Annotated in this window: 20 protein-coding genes; 14 read left to right on the top strand and 6 right to left on the bottom strand. The window is 58.6% G+C overall.

Annotation, left to right across the window (positions count from 1 at the left end):
- Positions 1-17: 17 nt before the first annotated feature.
- On the bottom strand, positions 18-758 hold the full coding sequence (locus tag AC1RQG_RS17780; RefSeq protein WP_493133346.1) for a hypothetical protein: 741 nt from the start codon (positions 756-758) through the stop codon (positions 18-20).
- Between AC1RQG_RS17780 and AC1RQG_RS17785 the strand changes: the two genes are divergently transcribed.
- The 4 genes from AC1RQG_RS17785 (at position 752) to AC1RQG_RS17800 (ending at position 4,875) form a co-directional block, all read left to right on the top strand.
- Positions 752-1,516: an abortive infection family protein gene (locus AC1RQG_RS17785; protein WP_493133347.1), complete on the top strand. Its 765-nt coding sequence runs from the start codon at positions 752-754 to the stop codon at positions 1,514-1,516. The genes AC1RQG_RS17780 and AC1RQG_RS17785 overlap by 7 nt on opposite strands.
- A gap of 4 nt (positions 1,517-1,520) precedes the next feature.
- Entirely contained in the window at positions 1,521-2,483 is a 963-nt protein-coding gene (locus AC1RQG_RS17790; RefSeq protein WP_161081552.1) for a tyrosine-type recombinase/integrase, read from the top strand.
- 317 nt (positions 2,484-2,800) lie between these two features.
- Positions 2,801-3,472, top strand: a complete 672-nt coding sequence (locus tag AC1RQG_RS17795) for a heavy metal response regulator transcription factor (protein ID WP_161082085.1) — start codon at positions 2,801-2,803, stop codon at positions 3,470-3,472.
- Positions 3,469-4,875: a heavy metal sensor histidine kinase gene (locus AC1RQG_RS17800; RefSeq protein ID WP_493133348.1), complete on the top strand. Its 1,407-nt coding sequence runs from the start codon at positions 3,469-3,471 to the stop codon at positions 4,873-4,875. The genes AC1RQG_RS17795 and AC1RQG_RS17800 overlap by 4 nt, the downstream gene beginning before the upstream one ends.
- Here the strand turns inward: AC1RQG_RS17800 and AC1RQG_RS17805 are convergent.
- On the bottom strand, positions 4,872-6,161 hold the full coding sequence (locus AC1RQG_RS17805; protein WP_161081550.1) for a type II restriction enzyme NmeDI-related protein: 1,290 nt from the start codon (positions 6,159-6,161) through the stop codon (positions 4,872-4,874). The two genes, AC1RQG_RS17800 and AC1RQG_RS17805, sit on opposite strands and share 4 nt — an antisense overlap.
- 216 nt (positions 6,162-6,377) lie before the next feature.
- Here AC1RQG_RS17805 and AC1RQG_RS17810 point away from each other — a divergent pair, with 216 nt between their 5' ends.
- The gene (locus AC1RQG_RS17810; RefSeq protein WP_161081549.1) at positions 6,378-6,722 is read left to right on the top strand and encodes a CzcE family metal-binding protein; all 345 of its coding nucleotides are present in this window, start codon (positions 6,378-6,380) and stop codon (positions 6,720-6,722) included.
- Between the two features lie 33 nt (positions 6,723-6,755).
- Here AC1RQG_RS17810 and AC1RQG_RS17815 read toward each other — a convergent pair whose 3' ends face one another.
- A complete protein-coding gene (locus AC1RQG_RS17815) occupies positions 6,756-7,184 on the bottom strand; it encodes a YybH family protein (protein ID WP_493133349.1) in 429 nt (142 codons plus the stop codon).
- A 648-nt stretch (positions 7,185-7,832) separates the two neighbouring features.
- Here AC1RQG_RS17815 and AC1RQG_RS17820 point away from each other — a divergent pair.
- The 9 genes from AC1RQG_RS17820 (at position 7,833) to AC1RQG_RS17860 (ending at position 17,049) form a co-directional block, all read left to right on the top strand.
- A complete protein-coding gene (locus AC1RQG_RS17820) occupies positions 7,833-8,180 on the top strand; it encodes a hypothetical protein (protein ID WP_161081547.1) in 348 nt (115 codons plus the stop codon).
- 1 nt (position 8,181) lies between these two features.
- A complete protein-coding gene (locus AC1RQG_RS17825; RefSeq protein WP_161081546.1) occupies positions 8,182-9,555 on the top strand; it encodes a TolC family protein in 1,374 nt (457 codons plus the stop codon).
- Positions 9,552-10,943 (top strand): multicopper oxidase family protein, encoded by a 1,392-nt coding sequence (locus tag AC1RQG_RS17830; RefSeq protein ID WP_161081545.1) that lies wholly within the window; start codon positions 9,552-9,554, stop codon positions 10,941-10,943. Before AC1RQG_RS17825 ends, AC1RQG_RS17830 begins: the two co-directional genes overlap by 4 nt.
- 29 nt (positions 10,944-10,972) lie before the next feature.
- The gene (locus AC1RQG_RS17835) at positions 10,973-11,302 is read left to right on the top strand and encodes a copper-binding protein (RefSeq protein WP_161081544.1); all 330 of its coding nucleotides are present in this window, start codon (positions 10,973-10,975) and stop codon (positions 11,300-11,302) included.
- Between the two features lie 22 nt (positions 11,303-11,324).
- Complete coding sequence (gene copC / locus AC1RQG_RS17840) at positions 11,325-11,693, top strand: copper homeostasis periplasmic binding protein CopC (RefSeq protein ID WP_161081543.1); 369 nt, start codon at positions 11,325-11,327, stop codon at positions 11,691-11,693.
- Positions 11,694-12,593 carry a copper resistance D family protein gene (locus AC1RQG_RS17845; protein ID WP_161081542.1) on the top strand — a complete coding sequence of 300 codons (900 nt, stop codon included), beginning with the start codon at positions 11,694-11,696 and terminating at the stop codon, positions 12,591-12,593. It begins immediately after the preceding gene.
- A 32-nt stretch (positions 12,594-12,625) separates the two neighbouring features.
- Positions 12,626-13,123, top strand: a complete 498-nt coding sequence (locus tag AC1RQG_RS17850; RefSeq protein WP_493133350.1) for a cupredoxin domain-containing protein — start codon at positions 12,626-12,628, stop codon at positions 13,121-13,123.
- An 87-nt stretch (positions 13,124-13,210) separates the two neighbouring features.
- Positions 13,211-15,646 (top strand): heavy metal translocating P-type ATPase, encoded by a 2,436-nt coding sequence (locus AC1RQG_RS17855; protein ID WP_256369083.1) that lies wholly within the window; start codon positions 13,211-13,213, stop codon positions 15,644-15,646.
- A gap of 2 nt (positions 15,647-15,648) precedes the next feature.
- Positions 15,649-17,049, top strand: a complete 1,401-nt coding sequence (locus tag AC1RQG_RS17860) for a hypothetical protein (protein ID WP_493133351.1) — start codon at positions 15,649-15,651, stop codon at positions 17,047-17,049.
- A gap of 106 nt (positions 17,050-17,155) precedes the next feature.
- Here AC1RQG_RS17860 and AC1RQG_RS17865 read toward each other — a convergent pair whose 3' ends face one another.
- The 3 genes from AC1RQG_RS17865 to AC1RQG_RS17875 are packed head-to-tail and all read right to left on the bottom strand — an operon-like array spanning position 17,156 to position 23,180.
- Positions 17,156-20,293 carry an efflux RND transporter permease subunit gene (locus AC1RQG_RS17865; RefSeq protein WP_493133352.1) on the bottom strand — a complete coding sequence of 1,046 codons (3,138 nt, stop codon included), beginning with the start codon at positions 20,291-20,293 and terminating at the stop codon, positions 17,156-17,158.
- Complete coding sequence (locus AC1RQG_RS17870) at positions 20,290-21,852, bottom strand: efflux RND transporter periplasmic adaptor subunit (protein ID WP_161081539.1); 1,563 nt, start codon at positions 21,850-21,852, stop codon at positions 20,290-20,292. Before AC1RQG_RS17870 ends, AC1RQG_RS17865 begins: the two co-directional genes overlap by 4 nt.
- Positions 21,849-23,180, bottom strand: coding sequence for a TolC family protein (locus AC1RQG_RS17875; protein WP_254451673.1), 1,332 nt, complete (start codon positions 23,178-23,180; stop codon positions 21,849-21,851). Before AC1RQG_RS17875 ends, AC1RQG_RS17870 begins: the two co-directional genes overlap by 4 nt.
- Positions 23,181-23,183 lie beyond the last annotated feature (3 nt).

Here is a 23,183-nt window from a genome sequence, read left to right on the forward strand (position 1 = left end):
AGGCACGTAAAAATGATTCAGCGGTCCGCCCCCGAGGTCGCTGGAGTGGTTGCGATCTTGTCTAGGTAGATCCGCAGCTGCTCGCCGATTTGCTCTTGCGCCTGAACCTTGGCGCTGGCTTGCGCGAGCATGAGCTCCAGTTCGCGGACCTGGGCCTTCAGCGGCGCCATCTGGTTGTTGGCGGCCCCCAACTGTTCGGCCAGCAACTCCGCCTCGGCAATTTTTCCGGCAAGTTGGCGCTCTGTATCTGCGGCGTGTAGGTGCAGCGATTGCAGTGTATCGATTTTCTGCTCCAGCTTGCGGTTCTGCGTCAGTTGCTCATACAGGCTCTGTTTCGCGTGGGACAGCTCCGCTACCAGCTTCGCCCCTTCCTGATTCAGACGGGTCGTTTCATCCTGTTTTACAGCGATTGTCTGCTGTGCCTGCCTCAATTCGGCCTGCACTTGCTGAACCTGCTGTTCATGGCGCCGGATATCGGCTTCCCGCTGCTCCTTTACCGACTGGCGATAGTGCTCCAGCGCCTGACGCGCGTGCTGGTGTTTTTCCTCTAGCGATTGGCGGTGCGCCTCATTCTCTCCAAGACGCTGCTGGAGGTCCAACACCTGCTGGTCGGCGACCTGGCGCATGGTCGACTCCCTTTGATGATCGGCGCGACTGGCAACGAGCGCCGCCATCTGTTCCTGCAGGACCGCCTCCAGTTCGAGCGCACGGCCTCTCAGCTGCGCATTCTCATCTTGGATAGCTTGCAGCGATGCCACATGCTCGGCTGTCTTCGCATCAGAAACGCGGTGCGCTGATCCTCGCGCTCAGGAAGGCGATCGTCAGCGAATTCACGACGGAAGACTGGCGTGAGTTCGGGTATTTGTCCGGGGAATCCGACTTCATCCAGCGTCATGACCGCCTACTGCGCAGTTTGCATTGGCGGGACCCTGATTACGGTGACTGCGTCCTGCAGGCGCTTGAGAGATTTTCCCGCGAAGGCTGGGACGTTGTTGACCAGCTCATCAACCATCCCAAGCTGACCAGCCAGCTGCTGGCGGAGATCCCGAACCTGTCGATTTTTGTGCACACGAATATTCAAAGTGTACATACCGAGACGCCCTCCAGCCTCTCGAGCGGCGACGTGGTACTGCTTGCACTCAATGATGCCGAGCATCTGATGCGTATTAGCGGCCCAGTCAGCGCGGTCGACCGCCTGCACACGGCGCTGCACGGCTATTTTCGAAGCCTGTGCATTGAAAGCGGCATCACGGTGGCCGACGATGCCTCGTTGACCGCGCTGTTCAAGGTCTTGCGCACGGCACACCCAATACTCAAGGACCTGGGCTCGTATGACAACGACCTGGTGCGCGTTCTGCATGGATTTGCGAACGCGATCGACGCCATCAACTCCCTGCGCAACAACGGCAGCATCGCGCACCCCTCCGATGACCTGCTGGGCGAACCTGAAGCCCATTTGGCGGCCAATGCAACCCGAACGATATTCAACTATATCCGGGCGAAGGTAAGACACTGACGCCATGTCAAAACTCGATCAATACATCGAAGCGGCGACGCGGGACAACACCCGTCAGAGCTATCGCGCCGCCATCGAGCACTTCGAAGTGCAATGGAAAGGCATGCTGCCCGCCACCGCCGACGGCGTGGCCCGCTACCTAGCGGAGTACGCCGATACGCTGGCCGTCAGCACGCTAAGGCAGCGCCTGGCGGCACTCGCCCAGTGGCACACCGCACAGGGGTTTCCTGACCCGACCAAGGCGCCCATCGTCCGTCAAGCCATGCGCGGCATCCGCGCGCTGCATCCAGCGCAGGAGAAGCAGGCAAAGCCCCTGCAACTCGATGAACTGGAACGCGTCGTTGGCGCGCTTGATCGCGCTGTCAACGCCGCTCGACGCGGGAACGATCGCGCCGCCGAGCTGCGTAGTCTGCGGGACAAGTCACTGATCCTGCTCGGGTTCTGGCGAGGATTTCGTAGCGACGAACTGAGCCGGCTTCGCGTCGAGCATGTGGCGGCCAACGCCGGCGAAGGCATCAGCTGCTTCCTAGGTCGGACCAAGGGCGATCGGCAAAATCTCGGCAGTACGTTCTGCGCGCCCGCGTTGTCGCGGCTTTGCCCGGTCGAGGCCTACCTGGACTGGATCGGCGTCGCGCAGTTGACCGCCGGTCCAGTCTATCGCGCCATCGACCGCTGGGGCCATGTACGTGAAAATGGACTGCATATTGACAGCATCGCTCCGCTGTTGCGGGCGATGCTGAAAAATGGCGGCCTGGCTGCGGCTGGCGCATACAGCGGCCATTCGCTGCGCCGCGGCTTCGCGAATTGGGCGGCGTCCGATGGCTGGGATGTAAAGAGCCTCATGGAATATGTGGGGTGGCGGGACATCAAGTCGGCTCTACGCTATCTCGATGCATCAGTCTCGTTCGCGAAGGACCGGATGGAGTACAGCATGGTCCATCTTGTGCAAGAATTAGATAGACCGTAGTCGCAGCGTCGTTGGTGGTAACAAGTGTTCAATGTCAGAAAGCTGAGCGTGGGTTTTGTACAGGACCTGTTTAGTGCGGGAACGGTGAAGTTTGGGGCGGGTGCGCTCGTGAGCAAACATTGGGCGCCCTCGACACTCGATGCGGTTTACGGTTCCAGCCCATCCTCCTACATAGTTTTTTTCCGCGCAAAGCTGGCCATGCAATGACGGGCGGTTTCTGAAAAAGTTGTAATCCCGCCGCCACGTTGGCGTCACTTTGCTGCGGTACACTCCCCCAACGGGGGGATTCCCCGATGTTTTTACTGCAAAGGGGTGATATGCGCTTGCTCGTGGTGGAGGATGAACAGAAGGCCGGCGAGTACATACAGAAAGGTCTGACGGAATCCGGTTTCGTCGTGGATTGGGCCAAGACCGGGCCGGAAGGGCTGCATGCAGCGACCAACGCCCATTATGATCTGATCGTACTCGATGTGATGCTGCCTGGCATGGATGGCTGGCAAATCGTGACGGAGCTTCGCAAGACGGTGGAAACACCGGTGCTGTTCCTGACCGCCCGCGACGCGCTCAATGAGCGTATCAAAGGGCTGGAGCTGGGCGCCGATGATTATCTGGTGAAGCCTTTTGCTTTCGCGGAATTGCTGGTCCGGATACGCACGCTGCTGCGGCGAGGCCCCATCAGGGAGCCAGACGTGTTCCAGATTGCCGATCTCGAGATCGACGTGCCAAAACGCCGTGTCACCCGTTCAGGGCAACGAATTGATCTGACGGCAAAAGAGTTCGCGCTTCTGCACCTGATGTCCAAGCGGGTCGGGCAGGTGCTATCCCGGCCGCTAATCGCGTCCCAGGTCTGGGACATGAATTTTGACAGTGACACCAATGTCGTCGACGTGGCCGTACGCCGGTTGCGCGCCAAAATCGACGATCCCTACGATGTCAAGCTGATACATACGATTCGCAGCATGGGATACGTTCTGGAAGATCGCGGATGACTAAGCGCAGTTATTCCCTCACCGCCCAGCTCGGCGCACTGTTTGCCGTGGTGGCGGTCATGGTTTTCTCGGCGGTTGGATTTTATCTTTACCAAGCACTGGCCATACAGCTGCTGGACAGGGATGACGCAGATCTGGTCGAGCGCATGTTGCAGATCAGGCATCTGCTGGAAGAAACCGCGAGCGCAGGGTCGATCCGTCTTGAGCCGCACCGCTTTCTCGATGCGGTTGATGTCAGCCGTGGCTTGCTGCTGGTCATCCAGGCCAAGGACGGACAGGTGCTGGCGCAAAACACCACCGAGCGCTCGTTCGCGCGATCCACCGCCGAGATAGCGGCCGGGTCAACGCCTTCGCCCGCCGATACACGCGCACAAGCATTGGCTAACGGCGCCAGGCTGCGCGTGCTGAATGCCGCGGGCCGGATTGGCGCCAGTGACGAAGTGGTGCATGTCGCTCTGGCACGGACTGCCCATGAGCGACTCGCCGTGCTGGGGGAATACCGCCTGAAGGTCTGGGCGGCCGCGATCGCCGGCGCCGTATTGACGGCCGCGCTGGGCTATTTGCTTGTCTACCGGGGCCTGTCGAAGGTGCGCGCGCTGGCCGCGCAAGCGCAACAGGTGACGGCGCACAACCTGACCATACGACTGCACGCGCAAACGGCGCCGGCCGAGCTACGCCTGCTGGCTGATTCCTTTAATGCAGTGCTGGACCGCTTGCAGAGCAGTTTTAGCAACCTGTCCCAATTTGCCGATGACCTTGCACACGACTTGCGCACACCCTTGAATAATTTGATGGTGCAGACCGAGGTGGTGTTCTCCCAACCGCGTGATAGTGAGGAGTACCAGAACCTGTTGTCGTCGAACTACGAGGAATTCGGTCGGCTGGCCAGAATGGTAGAAAGCATGCTGTTTCTGGCGCGGGCCGACCATGACCAGATCACCGTCGGCACCGAACTGCTCGACGTAAAAAGAGAGCTGGAGATGGTCGCGGAGTATTTTGACGGTGTCATGTCCGACGCGAATATCGCGCTGGAGATCAATGCCGTTGGCGAGGTATGGGCCGACGCCCATTTGTTGCGCAGGGCCGTCAACAACCTGGTCGCAAACGCGGTGCGCTATACGCCTTCGGGCGGAGTCATCTCGCTGACCGCAGCCCAAGTTGCCGATGGCGTGACCATATCGGTGACCAACCCGGGAGCCGGCATCGAACCAGCGCATTTGCCACGATTGTTTGACCGCTTCTACCGGTCAGATCCTTCTCGCTCGGCGAAATCCAGTTCCGCAGGCCTTGGACTGGCGATCGTTAAATCCATCATGGCGCTGCACGGCGGCGCAGCAAGCGTGACCAGCGAGCGGCATGGTCTCACGCGCTTTTCGCTATGGTTCCCGTCCCGGCGTCCCTAGCATGCCAGTGGCTTGGAAATCGCGAGGATCGCCTTCTCACCATCTCCGAACCTGCCAATCGCCTCGCGGTGCCGGGCCAGTTCGCCATAGCCGATATAGCGGACGTTGAGTTCTTTTACGCGTGAGAACGCCGGCCTGGCGAACTGAGACCGCACATCGGCTTCGCGGGCGTCGGGCGCCACCAGAAAGAAGGTTGCGCCTTCATGTTCAGGCACGCCCAATGCCAGGTCGAGCATCCGGACGATACCGGAGTAGATGCTCGTGCTGTGTTCGACTTCGAACGCCATGCTGATATTGCCGGACGCCGCATCGAGCCAGAGCACGTCGATGAGCGCCACCATGTCGAGGGCGCCGCTGGCGCGGACAGGCGCCGGCAGTTCGGTCACGCATCCATCGCCCAGACGTCCGTCGCCATAGGCGCGGCCCTTGTCGTTGTTGGCAATCCAGACCTTGAAGCCCAGGGCCAATCCCAGATCCCGGAGCCAGCCCTGCACCTGCGTGTGAGTATGATCGTTTTCGCTCGCCGCCAGGCGCGCCTTGTGCGCGGCTGCGGTTTCCTCGTGCACTCTCGCGAGGTCCGCTTCCCAGTCGAACGCGATCGCGCTGGGGGCGCCGAGCGAGTAACGGCCTGAGCCGATATCGAACAGGAAACCGGCGACCGCGCCCAAGTCGTTGGACAGCCATTTGCGGTGTGTCGTATTGAAACCGATGACGCGCTCTCGCATTGCCAGATATTCGTTCCATCGGCCGAGTTTTACGTTGGCCCCGAAGAAGGCGTTAAAGCCCTTGACGATAGCGGTATTGTTTGGTGGAACAACTGTAGGGTGCAAAAAATAAAGCAGATTAGCGCAGGCCGGACCTAAACCCTTTATTTGATGTGAATCAAGCTTGCGAACTGCCTCCACGACCTCCGCATCGGTATTGCAGCAAAGGCAGGTATCGAGAAATTGGGCAAAGGCCATCTGATTGCCGCGGTCCTCGTAGATGTCGGGAATGCGAAGTTTAGGCTTCCAAAGGAACGCATGGTCCGCACCCTTGAAGATTTGGCGCTGCTCTGCGATGGAGTGAACCACTGTCTCCAATGACGAGCCTCGATAAGCACTGCCGAAGGTGTCGTCGCGAATCTCCTTTACGACGGCATGGAGGCCCCGTCGTATAGAGCGAAAATTCTTCAGACGCTCTTCCCAAAGGAACCAGCTGCGATAGGTGGCTGCTGGGTCGGCTTTCCATTGTTCGATAAGAAGCTGCTGCTCCTTAAGCGTAGGTGCTGAAACGTCGAAATTCAAAGGGACTCCGATAAATCTAAAGTGAAAGAGGTACGCGCAATTAGCATGCGGTACCGCGCGAGATGAAATTAGCGACGGCGGTCAACCAGTATTTCACTATGCCGGCTGTAATGTAAATGTAATGCTCGGGTCATTCGGGTGTGCGGGTAGCATCCTTAGAATAGCTTCATCGGCTTCACAAATGCAGCACCTTTAACCCAAGAGAAGGAATTAATCATGCAATCCATCAAAAGCAAATTCGCAGCCGTTCTCGTCGTAGTCGCCTTGGCCCCACTGGCCGCGTTGGCACACCAAGATCAGGCCCACTCGAATGCAGCGCTCGGCAGCGCCGCTCAGGCCGCCGCCGCAACGCGTACCGTGGCTATCACTACAGGGATCCAGAGCGTTAACGTGGACCAGGGCGATGTCGTTACTTTCGAGGTGGGCGGCAAGTCGTTCACCTGGCAGTTCGATACCCTCCGCCCGAGCGGTAGTTTCAACCTCGCCGACATTGCACCCGCAGATGTGAATGTAGATGGCGTGCGGGTGTACGTGGCACCAAACCCTCTCTACCGAAACTAAGCGGAGGTCGGTGACACACGCCGACCTATGGATTTATTTCGATTTGCGCGATGACCAATGGATGTGAACAATAACCCATTTGTCGCCTTGTTTCTCAAGGACGGCGGTCTCCGTGCCGAAGTGATGGACACTATTACCTTTGTATTTTCCGGTCGTTTCCGTTTCTTGCATCACGACCGCCAAATTGCCTTCGACGCGTTCACTGTGTTTGAGCACTTTATTTTTCGTCGTTTTTGCGAACTCGATATCTCCCTTGAGATGGTGGCCGGTATATTCTTCACGGGAGCGCTCGACATAGCCGGACTCGAAGATTTGAACCTCCGGGCTGAGTAGCGCGCTGACTTGCTCGGGTTTTCCGGCGCTGAGTGCCTCGTGGAATTCTGCCACGGTCTCCGTTGGAGTCGCGGCGAAGAGAGGAGCACTGATGGCGGAAAAAACGAGCAGCGTAATGAGATGGCGCATATGGTCTCCAGAAATAATTATGAAATGTTGAAACCCTGCAATTAAATCAGTATGTATGGGTTGTTGCAAGGCTGATGTAACAGCTTTGCTGTCAGGTCAAATTCGCTTGACCTTCCTCCAGTGGGAAGGTGTAGTGTAAGCAAACGTGGCATTTGTCGGATGTCTGAGGTACCATTTCTAAACTTATGCGCATATTTGTCCGTTACCTGCTCTGGCTTTTGATAGCAACCCTCCCGTTGCAAGGGGGAGCCGTTGCTTTCATGTCGTGCGATATCGGAGCCGGACACATCAGCTCAACTTCCCATCACGCTGACGTGAGTGGCGGCGAGTCGCATGCCGAGTCGCATCATGAGCATTGCGACGGGGGCGACTCGGACCACGGAGGAAGCCTTCACGGAAAATGCAGTCATTGCGCGAGCTGCTGCGTAGGTGCTGCTGTGCCGCCAGCCTTCCCGTCTGAAATTTTGCGGGCGACTTTTTCTACCTTCGTTAGTGCCGCAGTTGAGCCTGCGATGACAGCGTACATCCCCGCCACCCTCGAGCGTCCGCCTCGCCTTTACTCCTGAAAATACAGCTGAAGTCGCGGGCTAACGTTCGCACTACCTCGGGTCGATGCGCCCAGGTGCCAGTACATTTTTGAGGACAATCATGAAACGCCTACATCTACTGCTTTTAGCAGTGGCTGGCGCCGCGCCGTTGGTCATTCACGCAGAACCCGTTCGAATTTCGACGGCTGTGTCGGATGCCAGTGCTGCGGTGCCACCACCAAAGTATCAATCCGCCTACGCTGACTACAAGCCGGCCGTAGAGCCACAAATCACACCAGACAAGGTCTGGATTGCGGCTAACCAAGAGGTCTCAGGTCAGTCTGCGCATGGCTCGCATGAGGATTCTTCAATGCAGATGGCGCCCGCGCCAGCAGACTCGGCTAAGCCAGCTGTGCCCCCTGTTGCTGACCCGCATAAAGGACACAGCATGAATAAGAAAGGGCAATAATATGCGACGACTTTATACGCCAATGCTTGGTCGCACCGCTGTCGGACTGTCGGCCATCCTCCTCGCAGGATGTGCGAGCGTGTCGTCCGATGGCGGCTTAAATGACGTATCCTCCCTTACGCAAAGTCGAATTGGCCAAGCGGCACACTTCAAAAAAGATAGTAGCAATAGTGATGCCGAAATTCAGGCATTGCTGGCTAAGCCTCTGACAGCCGAGTCATCGGTTCAAATTGCATTGCTCAATAATGCTGCTTTGAAGGTTTCCTTCGCTGAGCTGGGTGTGGCGGAAGCCGACTTTGTCCAGGCTAGCCGTATGCGTAATCCGAGCTTTAGTTTTGGCCGCGTAAGTGGCGGAGGCGACGCAGAAATCGACCGTAGTGTCGTGTTCGACATCGCGGGCCTGTTGACTCTTCCGGCCCGTACACGCATTGAGCATGGGCGTTTTGAGCAAGCCAAGCTGCAAGCTGCCGCGCAGGCCGTGCAGTTGGCTGCCGACACGCGTCGTGCCTACTTCACCGCAGTCGCCGCGGCCCAATCTGCGGCGTTCGCGGAACAGGTACGTGGTGCAGCTGAGGCATCGTCGGAACTGGCTGAAAGCATGGCCAAGGTGGGTAACTGGAGCAAGCTTGACCAGGCCCGTGAGCGTGCCTTTTATCAGGATGCGATGACTCAACTAGCCCGGACCAGGCACGAGGCGATCGCAAGCCGCGAACAGCTTATTCGCTTGCTGGGGCTTTGGGGGGCGCAACAAGAATTTACCCTTCCGGACAGGCTGCCGGACCTGCCGTCTCAGCCGCAACAGATGAACAATGCTGAAGCTCAGGCGATGTCGCAGCGTCTGGACGTTCTGGCGGCTCGTCGAGACACCGAGGCGACGGCATCGGCGCTCGGATTGACTAAGACGACGGCGTTTATCAATGTCTTCGACGCTGGCTATGCAAACAAGAGCACCACTGGTCTGCCGCGGGAGAACGGATACCAGGTTTCTCTGGAGCTCCCCGTCTTCGACTGGGGCGGCGCCAAGGTGGCCCGCGCAGAGGCGTTGTACATGCAGTCAGTGCACCGGACAACCGACACCGCAGTGCGTGCTCGTTCGGAGGTTCGGGAAGCCTACTCGTCTTACCGCACCACCTACGACATCGCGCGCCACTATCGTGACGACGTCGTCCCGCTTCGTAAGAAAATTTCCGACGAAGTACTCCTTCGCTACAACGGCATGCTGGCCAGCGTATTTGAACTCTTGGCCGATTCGCGTGAGCAGCTCATGAGCGTGAACACCGCTATCGAAACGCAGCGCGATTTTTGGATAGCTGAAACCAAGCTGCAAACCGCCATCAATGGCGGGAGCAATACCGACACAAGGACCATGCCATGATTTCACGTAGAGACTTTTTCAAAGGTGCGGGCGCGGTTGCAGTCAGCGCCGCAGCGGTGAGCAAGGCAGGCGCGGCAACGCTGCCTGAAGCGATGTTAATGAACAACGCGAATACGCAAGTTCCGCCGCCACCGCCGAATGGCCGTCCATTCAATCCGGTTGTGACATTAAACGGCTGGTCGCTTCCATGGCGGATGAACAGCGGGGTAAAAGAGTTTCATCTGGTCGCCGAACCGGTAGTACGCGAGCTTGCGCCGGGCATGAAGGCTAATCTCTGGGGCTATAACGGCCAGTCTCCTGGGCCCACCATTGAGGTCGTTGAGGGGGACCGCGTCCGCATATTCGTGACCAATAAACTTCCTGAGCACACGAGCGTGCATTGGCACGGTCAGCGGCTACCGAACGGCATGGACGGGGTCACGGGTCTCACCCAGCCCGGCATCGCGCCTGGAAAAACCTTCGTTTACGAATTCGTCGCAAAGCGTCCAGGCACGTTCATGTATCACCCGCACGCTGACGAGATGGCACAGATGGCAATGGGGATGATGGGTTTTTGGGTTACCCACCCTAAAGACCCGTCGCTGCATGCGGTAGACCGCGACTTCGTTTTTCTTCTGAATGCGTATGACGTGGAGCCTGGAAGCTACACGCCAAAAATCAACACGATGCTGGATTTTAATTTGTGGACCTTCAACAGTCGGGTCTTCCCCGGCATCGATTCCATGCCCGTACGGCAAGGCGATAAGGTGCGCATCCGTGTTGGCAACCTGACGATGACAAATCACCCAATCCACTTGCATGGGCACGAGTTCGTCGTCACCGGCACCGACGGCGGATGGACACCACCCGCATCTCGCTGGCCTGAAGTCACTACAGACATCGCGGTGGGCCAGATGCGGGCCATCGAATTCGTCGCCACTGATTTGGGCGATTGGGCTTTCCACTGTCACAAATCCCACCATACCATGAATGCGATGGGGCACGACGTTCCAACGATGATAGGTGTGGATCACCGGGGGGTGGCCGAGAAGATTAATAAGATTGTGCCCGACTACATGGTCATGGGGGACAAAGGCGGTTCGATGGGTGGTATGGAAATGCCGATTCCTGAGAACACGTTGCCCATGATGATGGGGGAAGGCCCGTTTGGCGGCGTTGAGATGGGGGGCATGTTTACCGTATTGAAGGTCCGCAAGGACCAAAAGCGCGGCGACTACTCGGACCCTGGCTGGTACAAGCATCCAGCGGGGACTGTAGCGTACGAATGGACCGGCGCACTGCCCGAGCCTGAGCGCAGCACCAACGCTGGTGGTCAATCGATGCCGGCAATGAATAAGCCAAATGTCGAGATGACGGTCCGAAAGCCGTCGGGACATGGCGAGCACTAATTTTTCTATTTCATCTGAAAGGAAGCATCATGAAACAACTGCATAAAATCATCCTCGCCGTCTCCATCGGTTGCTCGCTCGCGTCTGTAGGCACTGTGGCCTACGCACAGCAGCCTTCTTCCTCTACCAATCAAGCGGCAATGAGTGACGGCGAAATCAAGAAGGTCGATAAGGATGCCGGCAAACTCACCATCAAGCACGGTGAATTGAAAAATCTGGTTATGCCCGGGATGACGATGGTGTTCAAGGTCCAAGACCCTGCAATGCTTGATAAGGTAAAGTCGGGCGATAAAGTCCGCTTCGTCGCGGACAAAGTTGGTGGTGCGCTCACCGTCACCGCAATCGAAGCAGCAAAGTAATTTCAACAAGGAGAACTGAAAAATGAAAGCACTGCACACCGTGATTCTCGCTACCGCCATGGCGGCGGCAACGTTAGCCAGCCCGTTTGCTTCGGCACACGCAACCCTGAAGAGTTCGAACCCAGAAGCCGGTGCGACGCTGGCTGCGGCGCCGAAGGAAATAGCGCTGACCTTTAACGAGAAGATTGAAGAGGCCTTCAGCACCATTACCGTGGCGGATAGTCAGGGCAAGGAAGTCGCCGCAGAGAAGGCGAAAGTTGACGCTGCTAATCCCACAGTCTTGCGGTTGACAGCTCCAGTGCTTTCGGCTGGCTCCTACACCGTCACATGGGCCGTCGCCGGCCATGATGGTCACCGCCGCAAGGGTGATTTCAAATTTACGGTGAAATAAATGGATGCAGTCTCGTTGCTACAAATAGGTTCGGCATTTTTTCTTAACGTTGGCTTTGCCTGGCTTGTTGGTTCATGGTTCGCGCGCTATTGGATACAGTCTAATGGCACCAGCCGTGACGAGTTTGAGCCGGTATTGCGCAAGCTCGACTTATTAGCTTCGGGACTAGGCGCGGTTAGTAGCGCAGTAGCGCTGCTGGCCGCAACGGCGGTGATGGGCGGTGTTGGCTTACGAGAAGCCTGCCCAATGTTCTGGATGATGGTATCGAGCACCGCTTATGGCCACGCGGGCTCCATCGCGACCTTGGCAATGATTGTCGTGTTTAGCGTTCGGTCGATTGGTAGTGCTAGTCGCGTGGGCGACACTGTGGTGGCAATGACCTTAACCACATTCGTGGTGACGCGCGCATCTATGGGACATGCCGGCGAAGAAGGGTTTTGGACACTAGCGCTCGCGGCAGAGGCCATACATTTTTCTGCCATTGGACTCTGGACTGGCGCGGTTCTGGTTTCAGCCTGGTTCGCGCTCCATGAGATGCGAATAGCCGGCCTTGAAATAGGTGCCGCAGACCGATACCTGGACCTGATGTCGCAAACCGCGATGCTGGCGGTGATTGGAATTGTCGTCACTGGCATCTTCAGCGCATGGCATAGGTTAGGCAATTCGGACCATCTATTTCATACCTTCTATGGCGCGACCTTGCTGGTAAAAATAGCCCTGGTGTTAGTTGCTATCGCGCTGGGCGGGTATAACAAATTCATCGGTTTGCCTGCCGCAAGTCGGTCACAGAGCGGCGTGAGGCTGGTTCGTGCGGCGCTTCAGATTGAGAGCTTTCTCTTGATTGGTGCCGTTCTTGCGGCGGCGATTCTCACCTCACAACAACCACCGACCGCAATGTAGAAAAATTTAAGTTACAGATAAGGGAGTTCCAGATGAAGAACTTTAAGACAGCCGTATTGGCAGCATTTTTAGTCGCGGCCGTACAGTCGCTGGCGACAGCTGCAACGCAAGACGGCAAGGAACATCAGCACGGTGACCATGAGGGCGAAAATGCGCTGATTGGCAAAGCGGGCGACCCCACCAAAGTAATGCGTACCGTGACAGTCGATATGAACGACACCATGCGTTTTACCCCCGGCTCGATATCGGTAAAGGAAGGGGAAGTTATTCGCTTCGCCGTCAGAAACTCCGGCAAGCTTAAGCATGAGATGGTGATAGGTTCGCCGGGGAAACTCAAAGAACATGCCCAGCTGATGACGAAGTTTCCCGAGATGGAGCATGCGGATCCAAACCAAGTGACATTGATGCCCGGGAAGACCGGAACTATTGTGTGGGAATTCGGTAAGGCGGGAAAAGTTGACTTCGCATGCCTACAGCCGGGACATTTTGAGGTCGGCATGAAGGGCCTAGTTACCGTGGTCGCCAAGTAGTCCCTCGCTGAGCAAGTGGTGCGCTGCTGTAGGTAGGTAGTGGCTAAGATGCAGATACGGTTGGGTTCACAAACTAGAGGAGGCTTCATGAGCGGCAATGACATCAGGCAGCACAAGCACCAAGTCGAACACGCCCGAAATCCTGACGCCGTTGGTGCTGCAGGCGAAATTGATGCTACACCGACTATCGAAAAGCCTTTCACCGACCCTGTGTGTGGGATGAAAGTAGGTCCGAATAGGGAACGAGAGATTTCGTACAAAGCGGTGGTCTATCACTTCTGCAGTGCGAAGTGTATGGCCAGGTTCAATACCACTCCGGAGGCCTTTCTTACCAGTGAAAAGGCCGAATTGCCGACTGCTGCGCCAGCGCTAAGTGGAGCCGTATACACGTGTCCGATGCATCCTGAGATTCGGCAAACCACCCCCGGCAGTTGTCCGATTTGCGGTATGGCGCTTGAACCGGTTATGCCTAGCCTGGACGATGAGGAGAATCCTGAACTCGTTGATTTTCGCCATCGGTTTTGGTGGACGCTCCCGCTCACCGTCCTCGTATTCGCCCTAGCTATGTTCGGTCATATGATTTTTCAGGGCGGCCTGCCTGGCCAGAATTGGGTTGAGTTCGCATTGAGCACGCCGGTCGTGGTTTGGGCGGGCTGGCCCTTCTACGAGAGATGGGCACAATCGTTGGTCCGCATGAGCCCCAACATGTGGACGCTAATCGGCACTGGGGTTATCGCCGCATACGGATACAGCGTTGTCGCAACGCTTGCTCCGCAAACGTTCCCGCCGACATTCGCTGCACACGGCAGTATCGCTGTCTACTTTGAGGCCGCAGCAGTAATTGTTTCGCTCACACTTTTGGGACAGATCCTGGAGTTGCGCGCGCGTTCCCAGACATCCGCGGCCATCAAGTCGCTGCTCGGCCTGGCGCCAAAAACTGCGCGCAGGATTCGCGCGGATGGTACTGAGGAAGATATTCCGCTCACGCACGTGCATGTTGGCGATGCTCTGCGTGTTCGTCCAGGTGAAAAGGTACCTGTTGACGGCGTCGTGTCCGAGGGCGAGAGCTCAGTGGACGAATCGATGCTGACGGGTGAGCCTCTTCCTGTTACCAAGCGCGCCGGCGACCGACTGATTGGTGCGACCATCAATACGAGCGGCAGCCTTATCATGCGCACAGAGAAAGTTGGCAGCGACACGACGCTGTCTCAAATCGTGCAGATGGTTTCCCAAGCACAGCGTTCGCGAGCTCCGATGCAGCGTCTCGCTGATAGCGTGGCTGGCTATTTTGTCGTTGTCGTCGTGGCTATAGCAGTGCTGACCTTCGCTGTATGGGGAGTGTACGGCCCTGAGCCGAGCTGGGTGTTTGGCTTCGTGAACGCTGTTGCTGTGCTTATTATCGCCTGCCCCTGCGCGCTAGGGTTGGCCACTCCTATGTCAATTATGGCCGCAACAGGACGCGCCGCGACCATGGGTGTCTTGTTTCGGGATGCCGCCGCTATCGAGGACCTGAAGAAAGTTGATACGTTGATAGTGGATAAGACGGGAACGCTCACCGAAGGTAAGCCATCTTTTAACAGCGTCGTGGCCGCAGCCGGTTTCAAGGAAGAAGACGTCCTGCGGATTGCCGCTAGCATTGACCAGGGAAGTGAGCATCCGTTGGCGCACGCCATTGTCAACGAAGCGAATAAGAGGAAACTGGGACTGACGAAACCCGATGCCTTTGAGTCAGCTAGCGGAATCGGTGTTCGTGGAATTCTGAGCGGGGATAAAATCGCTCTGGGAAATACCGCTCTAATGGACATTGAGGGTGTTGACTGGAAGCCGCTTGCTGATGCGGCCGAGAGCCTGCGAGTCGAGGGCGCGAGTGTTATGTATCTGGCAGCTCAAGGCCGCTTGGTCGGCATTGTAGCGGTGTCAGACCCCATCAAGTCAAGCAGTCAGGAAGCCTTGCAAGGACTCCGCGCTGACGGTCTGAACGTTATCATGGCCACGGGTGATGGCGTGACGACTGCGAAGGCCATTGCCAGCCGGTTAGGTATCGACGAGTATTATGGGGAGGTCAAGCCTCAGGACAAGCTGGCGTTGGTCGAGAAGCTGCAGAAACAGGGAAAAGTTGTCGCAATGGCCGGGGATGGTATCAACGACGCCCCTGCTTTGGCAAAGGCCGACGTGGGCATAGCTATGGGTACTGGCACGGACGTTGCGATTAATAGCGCGCATCTTACCTTGGTTAAGGGCGACCTCCGAGGGATAGCGCAAGCGCGCTTGATTTCGGTTGATACCGTGCGCAACATGTGGCAAAACCTGGGTTTTGCGTTTTTATATAACGCACTGGGCATCCCCCTGGCGGCCGGTGCGTTGTACCCGTTCACCGGTCAGCTGCTGTCACCTATGATCGCTGCCTTGGCCATGAGCTTAAGCTCAGTATCGGTGATCACTAACGCACTTCGATTGCGTGGACACCAAAGTAAGGTAGGAAATGCGGTGACGAGGCACGAACACAACGGACCAGAAAGCTGAAAATGACGGATACTCCTAATCCTCAGTTAGCGGCTGCGATGCCCATCAACACTGGACCATTACTGCCAGCCGAGGTACTTAATAGCGGCTGCTTTTGCAGTAGCTTGGACAAGGACGTGCTGCGACAGGCGTTTTCTGACGACTTTGATTCGCCAGCGCTCTATGACTTGGTCGAGTCAAGGTGCCCGTTTTTGTTTTCGTCCCGACCTATATTTGTTTCGGAGAGTCAAAGTGAACGCATTGCAGGCGTTATTGACGCGATTGAGTCCGTAATTGCGCTCCCGTCCTATCGCGCGAAGGTACTGGCCGATGCACCTGAAATAGCGCAGTACGGCGCTGACGGCGCGAAAGGTGTTTTCTTTGGATATGACTTCCATCTACGGGGTGAAACTCTAGCGCTAATTGAGATCAACACCAATGCGGGTGGCGCGATGTTAAACGCTGCCATGGCAAAGGCTCATCGTTCTTGCTGCTTGAGCGCACCCGCGTTGGCTGCGGCAATCGCTTCAGGCGCCATACTCGAGGACAGCATCTTCAAAATGTTTGAAAAGGAGTGGGCCTCTTCTATGCATCAACGCCCGCTCCGAACAGTGGCCATTGTAGACGAGGCTCCAGAACAGCAATATCTCTATCCCGAGTTTATTTTGTTTCAACGCCTGTTCGAGAAATTCGGGGTGCGTGCTGTCATAGCGTCGCCATCGGACCTGACCTTCAGCGCAGGCGTGCTGCGGTACGATGACCTGGCAATCGATCTGGTCTATAACCGGCTCACCGATTTTATGCTGACATCGCCTGTTTGCAGCTCGCTGCGCTCAGCATATCTTGAAAGCGCTGTTGTGCTCACGCCTCACCCGCAAGCCCATGCCCTATATGCAAACAAACGCAACTTGGTACTCCTTTCCGATGACCGGCAACTGGAAAGCTTGGGTGTGCCGAGCGCAGTGCGGCGAGTCCTGTTAGAGAACATTCCGCATACGGAACTGGTCGACATCGCGAATGCGGACCGTCTCTGGGCGAATCGCCGGAAATTGTTTTTCAAACCGCTGGCAGGTTACGGTGGTAAGGCCGCGTATCGAGGAGAAAAAGTCACGAAACGCGTGTGGGAGGATATCCTTGCTGGAGATTACATAGCCCAAGCGCTTGTCCCTCCGGGCGAGCGCGTCAATGGAACTAAGGAAAACCCCGAACAGCTTAAATTCGACCTGCGATGCTATGTCTATGAACGCCACGTACAGTGGACGGCCGCTCGCGTGTATCAGGGCCAGACGACTAATTTCCGCACGCCGGGCGGCGGCTTCGCTCCGGTTTACCGTCTTGATGATGCAAACACATCGGAAATGATGCAATCCATATCGTCGGATTCAAATCCGCCCGCAGGATGTTGTACTGGCTCCTGTTCTTGAGCAACAGTGGCAGCGCATTGGTCACATGGTTATGGTGACCACCATCTGCAAGGGCATGCCCCAAGCAACGGATCAGGGACCTTGTTAGCCGATCGCTCCTCTATGCCTACGCCGACGACACCCGAATAGACCTCCGCCGTATAAGCAGATACACCGCTGGCACGACGAACATCGACAATAGCGGCGCAGTGATCATGCCGCCCACCATCGGTGCCGCGATGCGCTGCATAACCTCGGAGCCGGTACCGGAGCCTATCATGACCGGAACGAGGCCGGCGATAATCACAGCGACTGTCATCGCCTTAGGTCGCACACGCAGCACGGCCCCCTCACGTATCGCGTCAAGAAGCTCGGCTTCGTTTGGAGTTCCTTTTGCCAACAGGGCTTCCCATGCGTGCTTCAAGTACAGCAGCATGATCACACCGAATTCGGCCGAAACGCCGGCCAAGGCAATGAAGCCGACGCCGCTCGCGACAGACAGATTGTGCCCCAGCGCCCAAAGTAGCCAGATGCCCCCGGCCAGTGCGAACGGCAGCGTCGCCATAATCAGCGCCACCTCGTCGATGCGCTTGAATGTCAGATACAGCAGCACGAAGATAATGAGCAAAGTCATGGGTACGACGACCTTGAGCTTGGCGGTCGCGCGCTCCAGGTATTCGAATTGCCCAGACCAGGACACCGAGTAGCCGGCCGGAAGAGCTACCTCCTTGGCGACAAGCTGCTGCATTTCATGCACCGCGGAGCTGAGATCCCGGCCCCGGATATCGACGTACACCCAACCCGACAGGCGTGCATTTTCGCTCTTGAGCATGGGTGGGCCGTCGTCAATCCGGATCGTAGCCACGTCGCCTAGCCGAATCTGCGCGCCGCGTTCGGTCAGCACCGGCAGTTCACGCAATTTCTCGACCGAGTCGCGCATCTCGCGCGGATAACGCACATTGATCGGAAAGCGCTGCAGACCTTCAACCGTTTCGCCGACGTTGTCGCCGCCGATGGCGCTCGACACAATGCTTTGCACGTCGGCGATATTCAGGCCGTAGCGCGCCGCCGCGTCGCGGTCGATATGGATATCGACGTAGCGCCCGCCGTTGAGCCGTTCAGCGAGGGCCGACGACACGCCGGGTACACGCTTGACGACCCGCTCAATTTCGCCGGTGATGCGGTCGATCTCCTGCAGGCTCGCGCCGGCCACCTTGACCCCGACCGGGCTCTTGATACCCGTGGCCAGCATATCAATGCGGTTGCGGATCGGCGGCACCCAGATATTCGACAGACCCGGCACCTTGACGATGCGGTCCAGTTCATCGACCAGCTTATCGGTGGTCATACCGGGCCGCCACTGGTCGCGCGGCTTGAACTGGATCGTCGTCTCAAACATCTCCAGCGGCGCCGGATCGGTAGCGGATTCTGCCCGGCCGGCCTTGCCGAACACGGTTTGCACTTCTGGCACGGTCTTGATCAGGCGGTCGGTCTGCTGCAGCAGCTGCGCGACCTTACCGGCGCCGATGCCAGGCAGCGCCGACGGCATGTACAGCAGGTCCCCCTCATCCAACGGCGGCATGAATTCACCGCCCAGGCGCGACATCGGCCAGATCGTCAGGAGCGCGATCGCGCCGGCCGCCACCAGCGTGGCCTTAGGACGGCGAAGCACGATTTCAAGTAGGGGTCGATAAAGCGCGATCAGCCATCGGTTCAGCGGGTTTTTTTGTTCGTCCGGGATGCGCCCTCGGATCAAGTAGCCCATCAACACCGGGATCAGCGTCACCGCCAGACCGGCCGCCGCCGCCATCGCGTAGGTCTTGGTAAATGCCAGCGGTGCGAACAGACGCCCCTCCTGCGCCTCCAACGTGAACACCGGGATGAACGACAGCACGATGATCAGCAACGAGAAGAACAGCGCCGGGCCGACTTCGGCCGCCGCATCGCCGATCACCGTCCATTGGGTCTCGCCGGCCAGCTTCTGGCCGGGGTTGGCGTGATTCCAAGCCTCGATATGCTTGTGCGCGTTCTCGATCATCACCACAGCCGCATCGACCATGGCGCCGATGGCGATCGCGATGCCGCCCAATGACATGATGTTGGCGTTCACCCCTTGGTAGGACATGACGATGTAGGCGATCAGTATTCCCAGCGGTAGCGATACGATTGCCACCAGCGCCGAGCGAATATGGAACAGGAAGATCGCGCAGACCAACGCGACGACGATGAATTCTTCAATCAGCTTGTGTTCCAGATTGTCAACCGCGCGTTTGATCAGGTTGGAGCGGTCGTACACCGGGACGATTTCAACGCCGGCCGGCAGGCTCGATTTCAGTTTGGCAAGTTTGGCCTTGACGGCTTCGATGGTCTCCAGCGCGTTCTTCCCGGAGCGCATGACGATTACGCCGCCGGCGACTTCACCTTCGCCATCGAGGTCGGCGATGCCGCGCCGCATCTCCGGCCCCAGTTCTACCCGCGCCACATCGCCCAGACGCACCGACACTCCGGCATCCGTGGTCATCAACGGAATTTTCCGGAAGTCGTCGAGCGACTTCAAATATCCAGACGCGCGCACCATGTACTCGGCTTCGCCCAGCTCCATCACCGAACCGCCAGTTTCCTGATTGGCGCGCTGCACGGCCTCGATTACCTTCCCGTGCGGGATGGAGTAGGCGCGCAGCTTTTCGGGATCGAGCACGATCTGGTATTGGCGTACCATGCCACCCACGCTGGCCACCTCGGAGACGTTCGGCACCGCCTTCAGTTCGAACTTCAGGAACCAGTCCTGAAAGGCGCGTAATTGGGAGAGATCGAGCTTGCCGCTGCGGTCGACCAGCGCGTATTCGTAAATCCAGCCCACGCCGGTGGCGTCAGGACCGAGCGCTGTCTTCGCCTGCGCCGGCAGGCGCGATTGCACCTGGTTCAGGTATTCCAGCACGCGCGACCTGGCCCAGTAGGGATCGGTGCCGTCCTCGAACAAAATATAGACAAAGGAGTCGCCAAAGAAGGAATAGCCGCGCACTGTCTTGGCACCGGGTACCGACAGCATGGTGGTGGTCAATGGATAGGTTACCTGGTTCTCGACGATTTGCGGGGCCTGGCCCGGATAGGTCGTGCGGATGATGACCTGCACGTCGGACAAGTCGGGGATCGCGTCGAGCGGCGTGCGCGCCAGCGACCATACTCCCCACCCGGCGATGAACACAGTCGCTAGCAGGACCAGGAAGCGGTTGGTGATCGACCAGCGGATCAGTTTCGCGATCATTTCGTCGCTCCCGTCGACGCCGGGGGCATCTTCATGCCGCCCATGGCCTTGTCGCTTGCAACGGGCGCTTCCGCGACTGGCGAAATTGCGACGATCTCGAAGGTGCCGTCCTGGCGCGGTTTGATGTCGAACGACACGCGGTCGCCCACGCTGACATTGCGCGGCAGGCCCGCCGGTGGCGCTTTGAACCCCATGGTCATGGCGCCCCACTTCAAGGTGGCAATCGGACCATGAGAAATGGTGACCTCATCCTTGTCGATACGTTCCACTTTGCCCTGGCCATGATGGAGTGGCGCCTGTGGGGCCGATCCGGATGACTGGGTGTCGTCCATGCGGCTGGTCGTTCCCCTCAGACTGGCTTCGGAATCGAGCAAGAACTGGCCCGACAGGACAATCTTTTGCCCGGCGCTCAAGCCCTTGCGGATCTCGGTCTGGCCATTGCCTTCACCACCGACCTCGACATCGACCGGCTGGAACTTTCCACCGTCCTGCGCCAGTATGACAACGCTACGCGTGCCGGTCTGGATCACCGCCTCCGACGGTACCAGCAGCACGTCGGCGTTGCGACTGGACGCGAAGGTGATTGTGGCGAACATGCCGGGGACCAGCTGTCCGCCAGGGTTCGCCAGTTCAACCCGGGCTTTCAGCGTGCGCGTAGCGGCGCTCACCTCCGGTAACACCGCGCCGACCTTGCCCTTGAAGACGCTTCCCGGCAGCGCTGGCGAGCGCGCCTCGACGGCGTCGCCAGGCCGCACTTTGGCTGCCACGTTCTCCGGAACGTCCGCGTTCACCCAAACGGTGGACAGGCCGTTGATGCGAAACAGCTGCGCTCCCGACGCCACCGTCATGCCTTCGCGAGCGCCAAGCTCCGCGACCACGCCGCTGACGGGGGCCGAGATAGTGATACGCGGATGCACCTTACCGCTCGATTCGACCAGCCGGATCTGCCCGTCCGTCATCCCAGCCAAGCGCATACGCTGGCGGGCTCCGTCAACCAGCGATGCGGTGTCGCCACCTTGCATACGGCGGGCCGCGAGGTATTCCTCCTGCGCCGCGATCCAGTCTGGCACATACAATTCGGCCAGCGCCTGTCCCTGCTTCACGGGATCGAGCGCGGCGCGGACATACAGGCGTTCGATAAACCCGTTGCTGCGGGCCTGCACCAGCACCACGTCGCGTTCGTTGTACGCGACGCTGCCGACCGTGACGACACCGGATGGCAGCCTGCCGGCGGTGACAATAGCAGTGCGCACGCCCAGGTTCTGCTGGACGCGCGGGCTGATGGTGACGGAGCCGTCGTCGCCGTCGGCGCCGGCGTAGACCGGCACAAGCTGCATGTCCATGAACGGCGACTTCCCGGGCTTGTCGAACTTCTGGCCAGGCACCATCGGGTCGTGCCAGTAGAGCGGCTTCTTGCCGGTGCCGCCGGCGACCGTGACGGCGTCGTCGTGGTCTGGCGAGGCCTGCATGGCCTGGTGCACACCAAGCCGGTAGGCGCCGTATCCGCCGGCCGCAATGACAATGGCAGCGATCGCCGCGAGAATATTCTTGTTCTTCATTTGGATTCCTGGTGGCTGTTGGCAGCGGAATGCTGGGCGGTTCCGCCCTCGGGGAATAGGAAGTTCAGCTGCGCCCACAGGCGTGCGGTCTCCAGCTCGACTTCCAGCGCTTGCAGGCGGAGCTCGACTTCGCCGCGCCGTGCGACCAGCACGTCGGCCAGGGGCGCTTTTCCCCCGCGATAGGCGGCCAACACTGCCTGGCTGCGCTCGGAGGCCAGCGGCAACGATTCACGGGTGTAGCGGGCAGTCCGCTCTCGGCCGCTCTGCCAGGCAATGATCGTGCTGCGGGTCTCGGCGACATGCCCGCGCAGCATCTCATCGCGCTCGGCTTTCGTTTGTTCGACCAGGGCCAGCTTTGCGGCCAGTTCACGGTCCTGCCGGTTCTTCCGATCCCATTGCAGCGGGACCGAAATGCCAACCGACACCATGTTCGCGTAGGCGGGCCCGCGCTGCTGGAACGCGACTTCGACGCTCCAGTCGGTATGCTGATTCGCCCGCGCCAAGTTGGCGTCGGCTTGCGCGATGTCTTCCTGTTTGTTCAAGACCGAAATCTCCGGGTGGTGGGCGAGATCGGTGTCGAGCGAGGCTGGATCGAGGCGAATACGGTTGATATCCGGCGCACCGGCTACCGAGGTGTCTTCACCTGTCCACCGGGCCAGCATAGTGTAGGCGGTGCGCTGGCGGCGGCCGATTTCGCTGGCGCGGTCATCGAGCGCGAGCAATGCGGAGCGAGCTGCGAGGATATCGGCCGAGCTGCCACGCCCACCACGGTAAGCCCCCTCGGCAGCTTCAATTTCCTGGCGTGAGACGGCCAACTGGGCGGAGACCGCGCTGACCATTTGCTCCGTATAGAAAACCTCCAGCCAAGCGATGGCGGTGTCGCGCTGGATGGCGGCCAGTGCCACGTCCTTCTGCGCCAGGGCCTTATCGCCTTCGATCTGGTAGCGCGCGGAACGCCAATGCAGCTTGTCAGCGCGGGTCAGCTCCTGCGACAGGCCGATCCGGCGCATGGTCATGAAGTCGTTGCCCAGGCTAAGGCGATCGGCACCGCTGACGGGAAGATTGTCGATGCCCACTTTCAGCACTGGATCGGGGCGCTGGCCGGCGGCGACTGCCATCTCATTGGCGGCAGTGATGGCCTGATCTTGGGCGCCAAGCTGGCGCGAGCGGGCAACGGCTCGCATCTGGGCCTCTCCTAGTGTCAGCGGCTGCGGTGCCGCCAGCGCACCGTGAATGGCGGCGAGGAACGAGAGCGCGAGCGCGGCCTTCGGTACGCACCGAAGACGGAAAACTCGCGCATTGAAATGCACGGAAAACGGGGATGACATGAT

It is taken from the genome of Rugamonas sp. GW822-FHT03B10 (assembly GCF_058801745.1).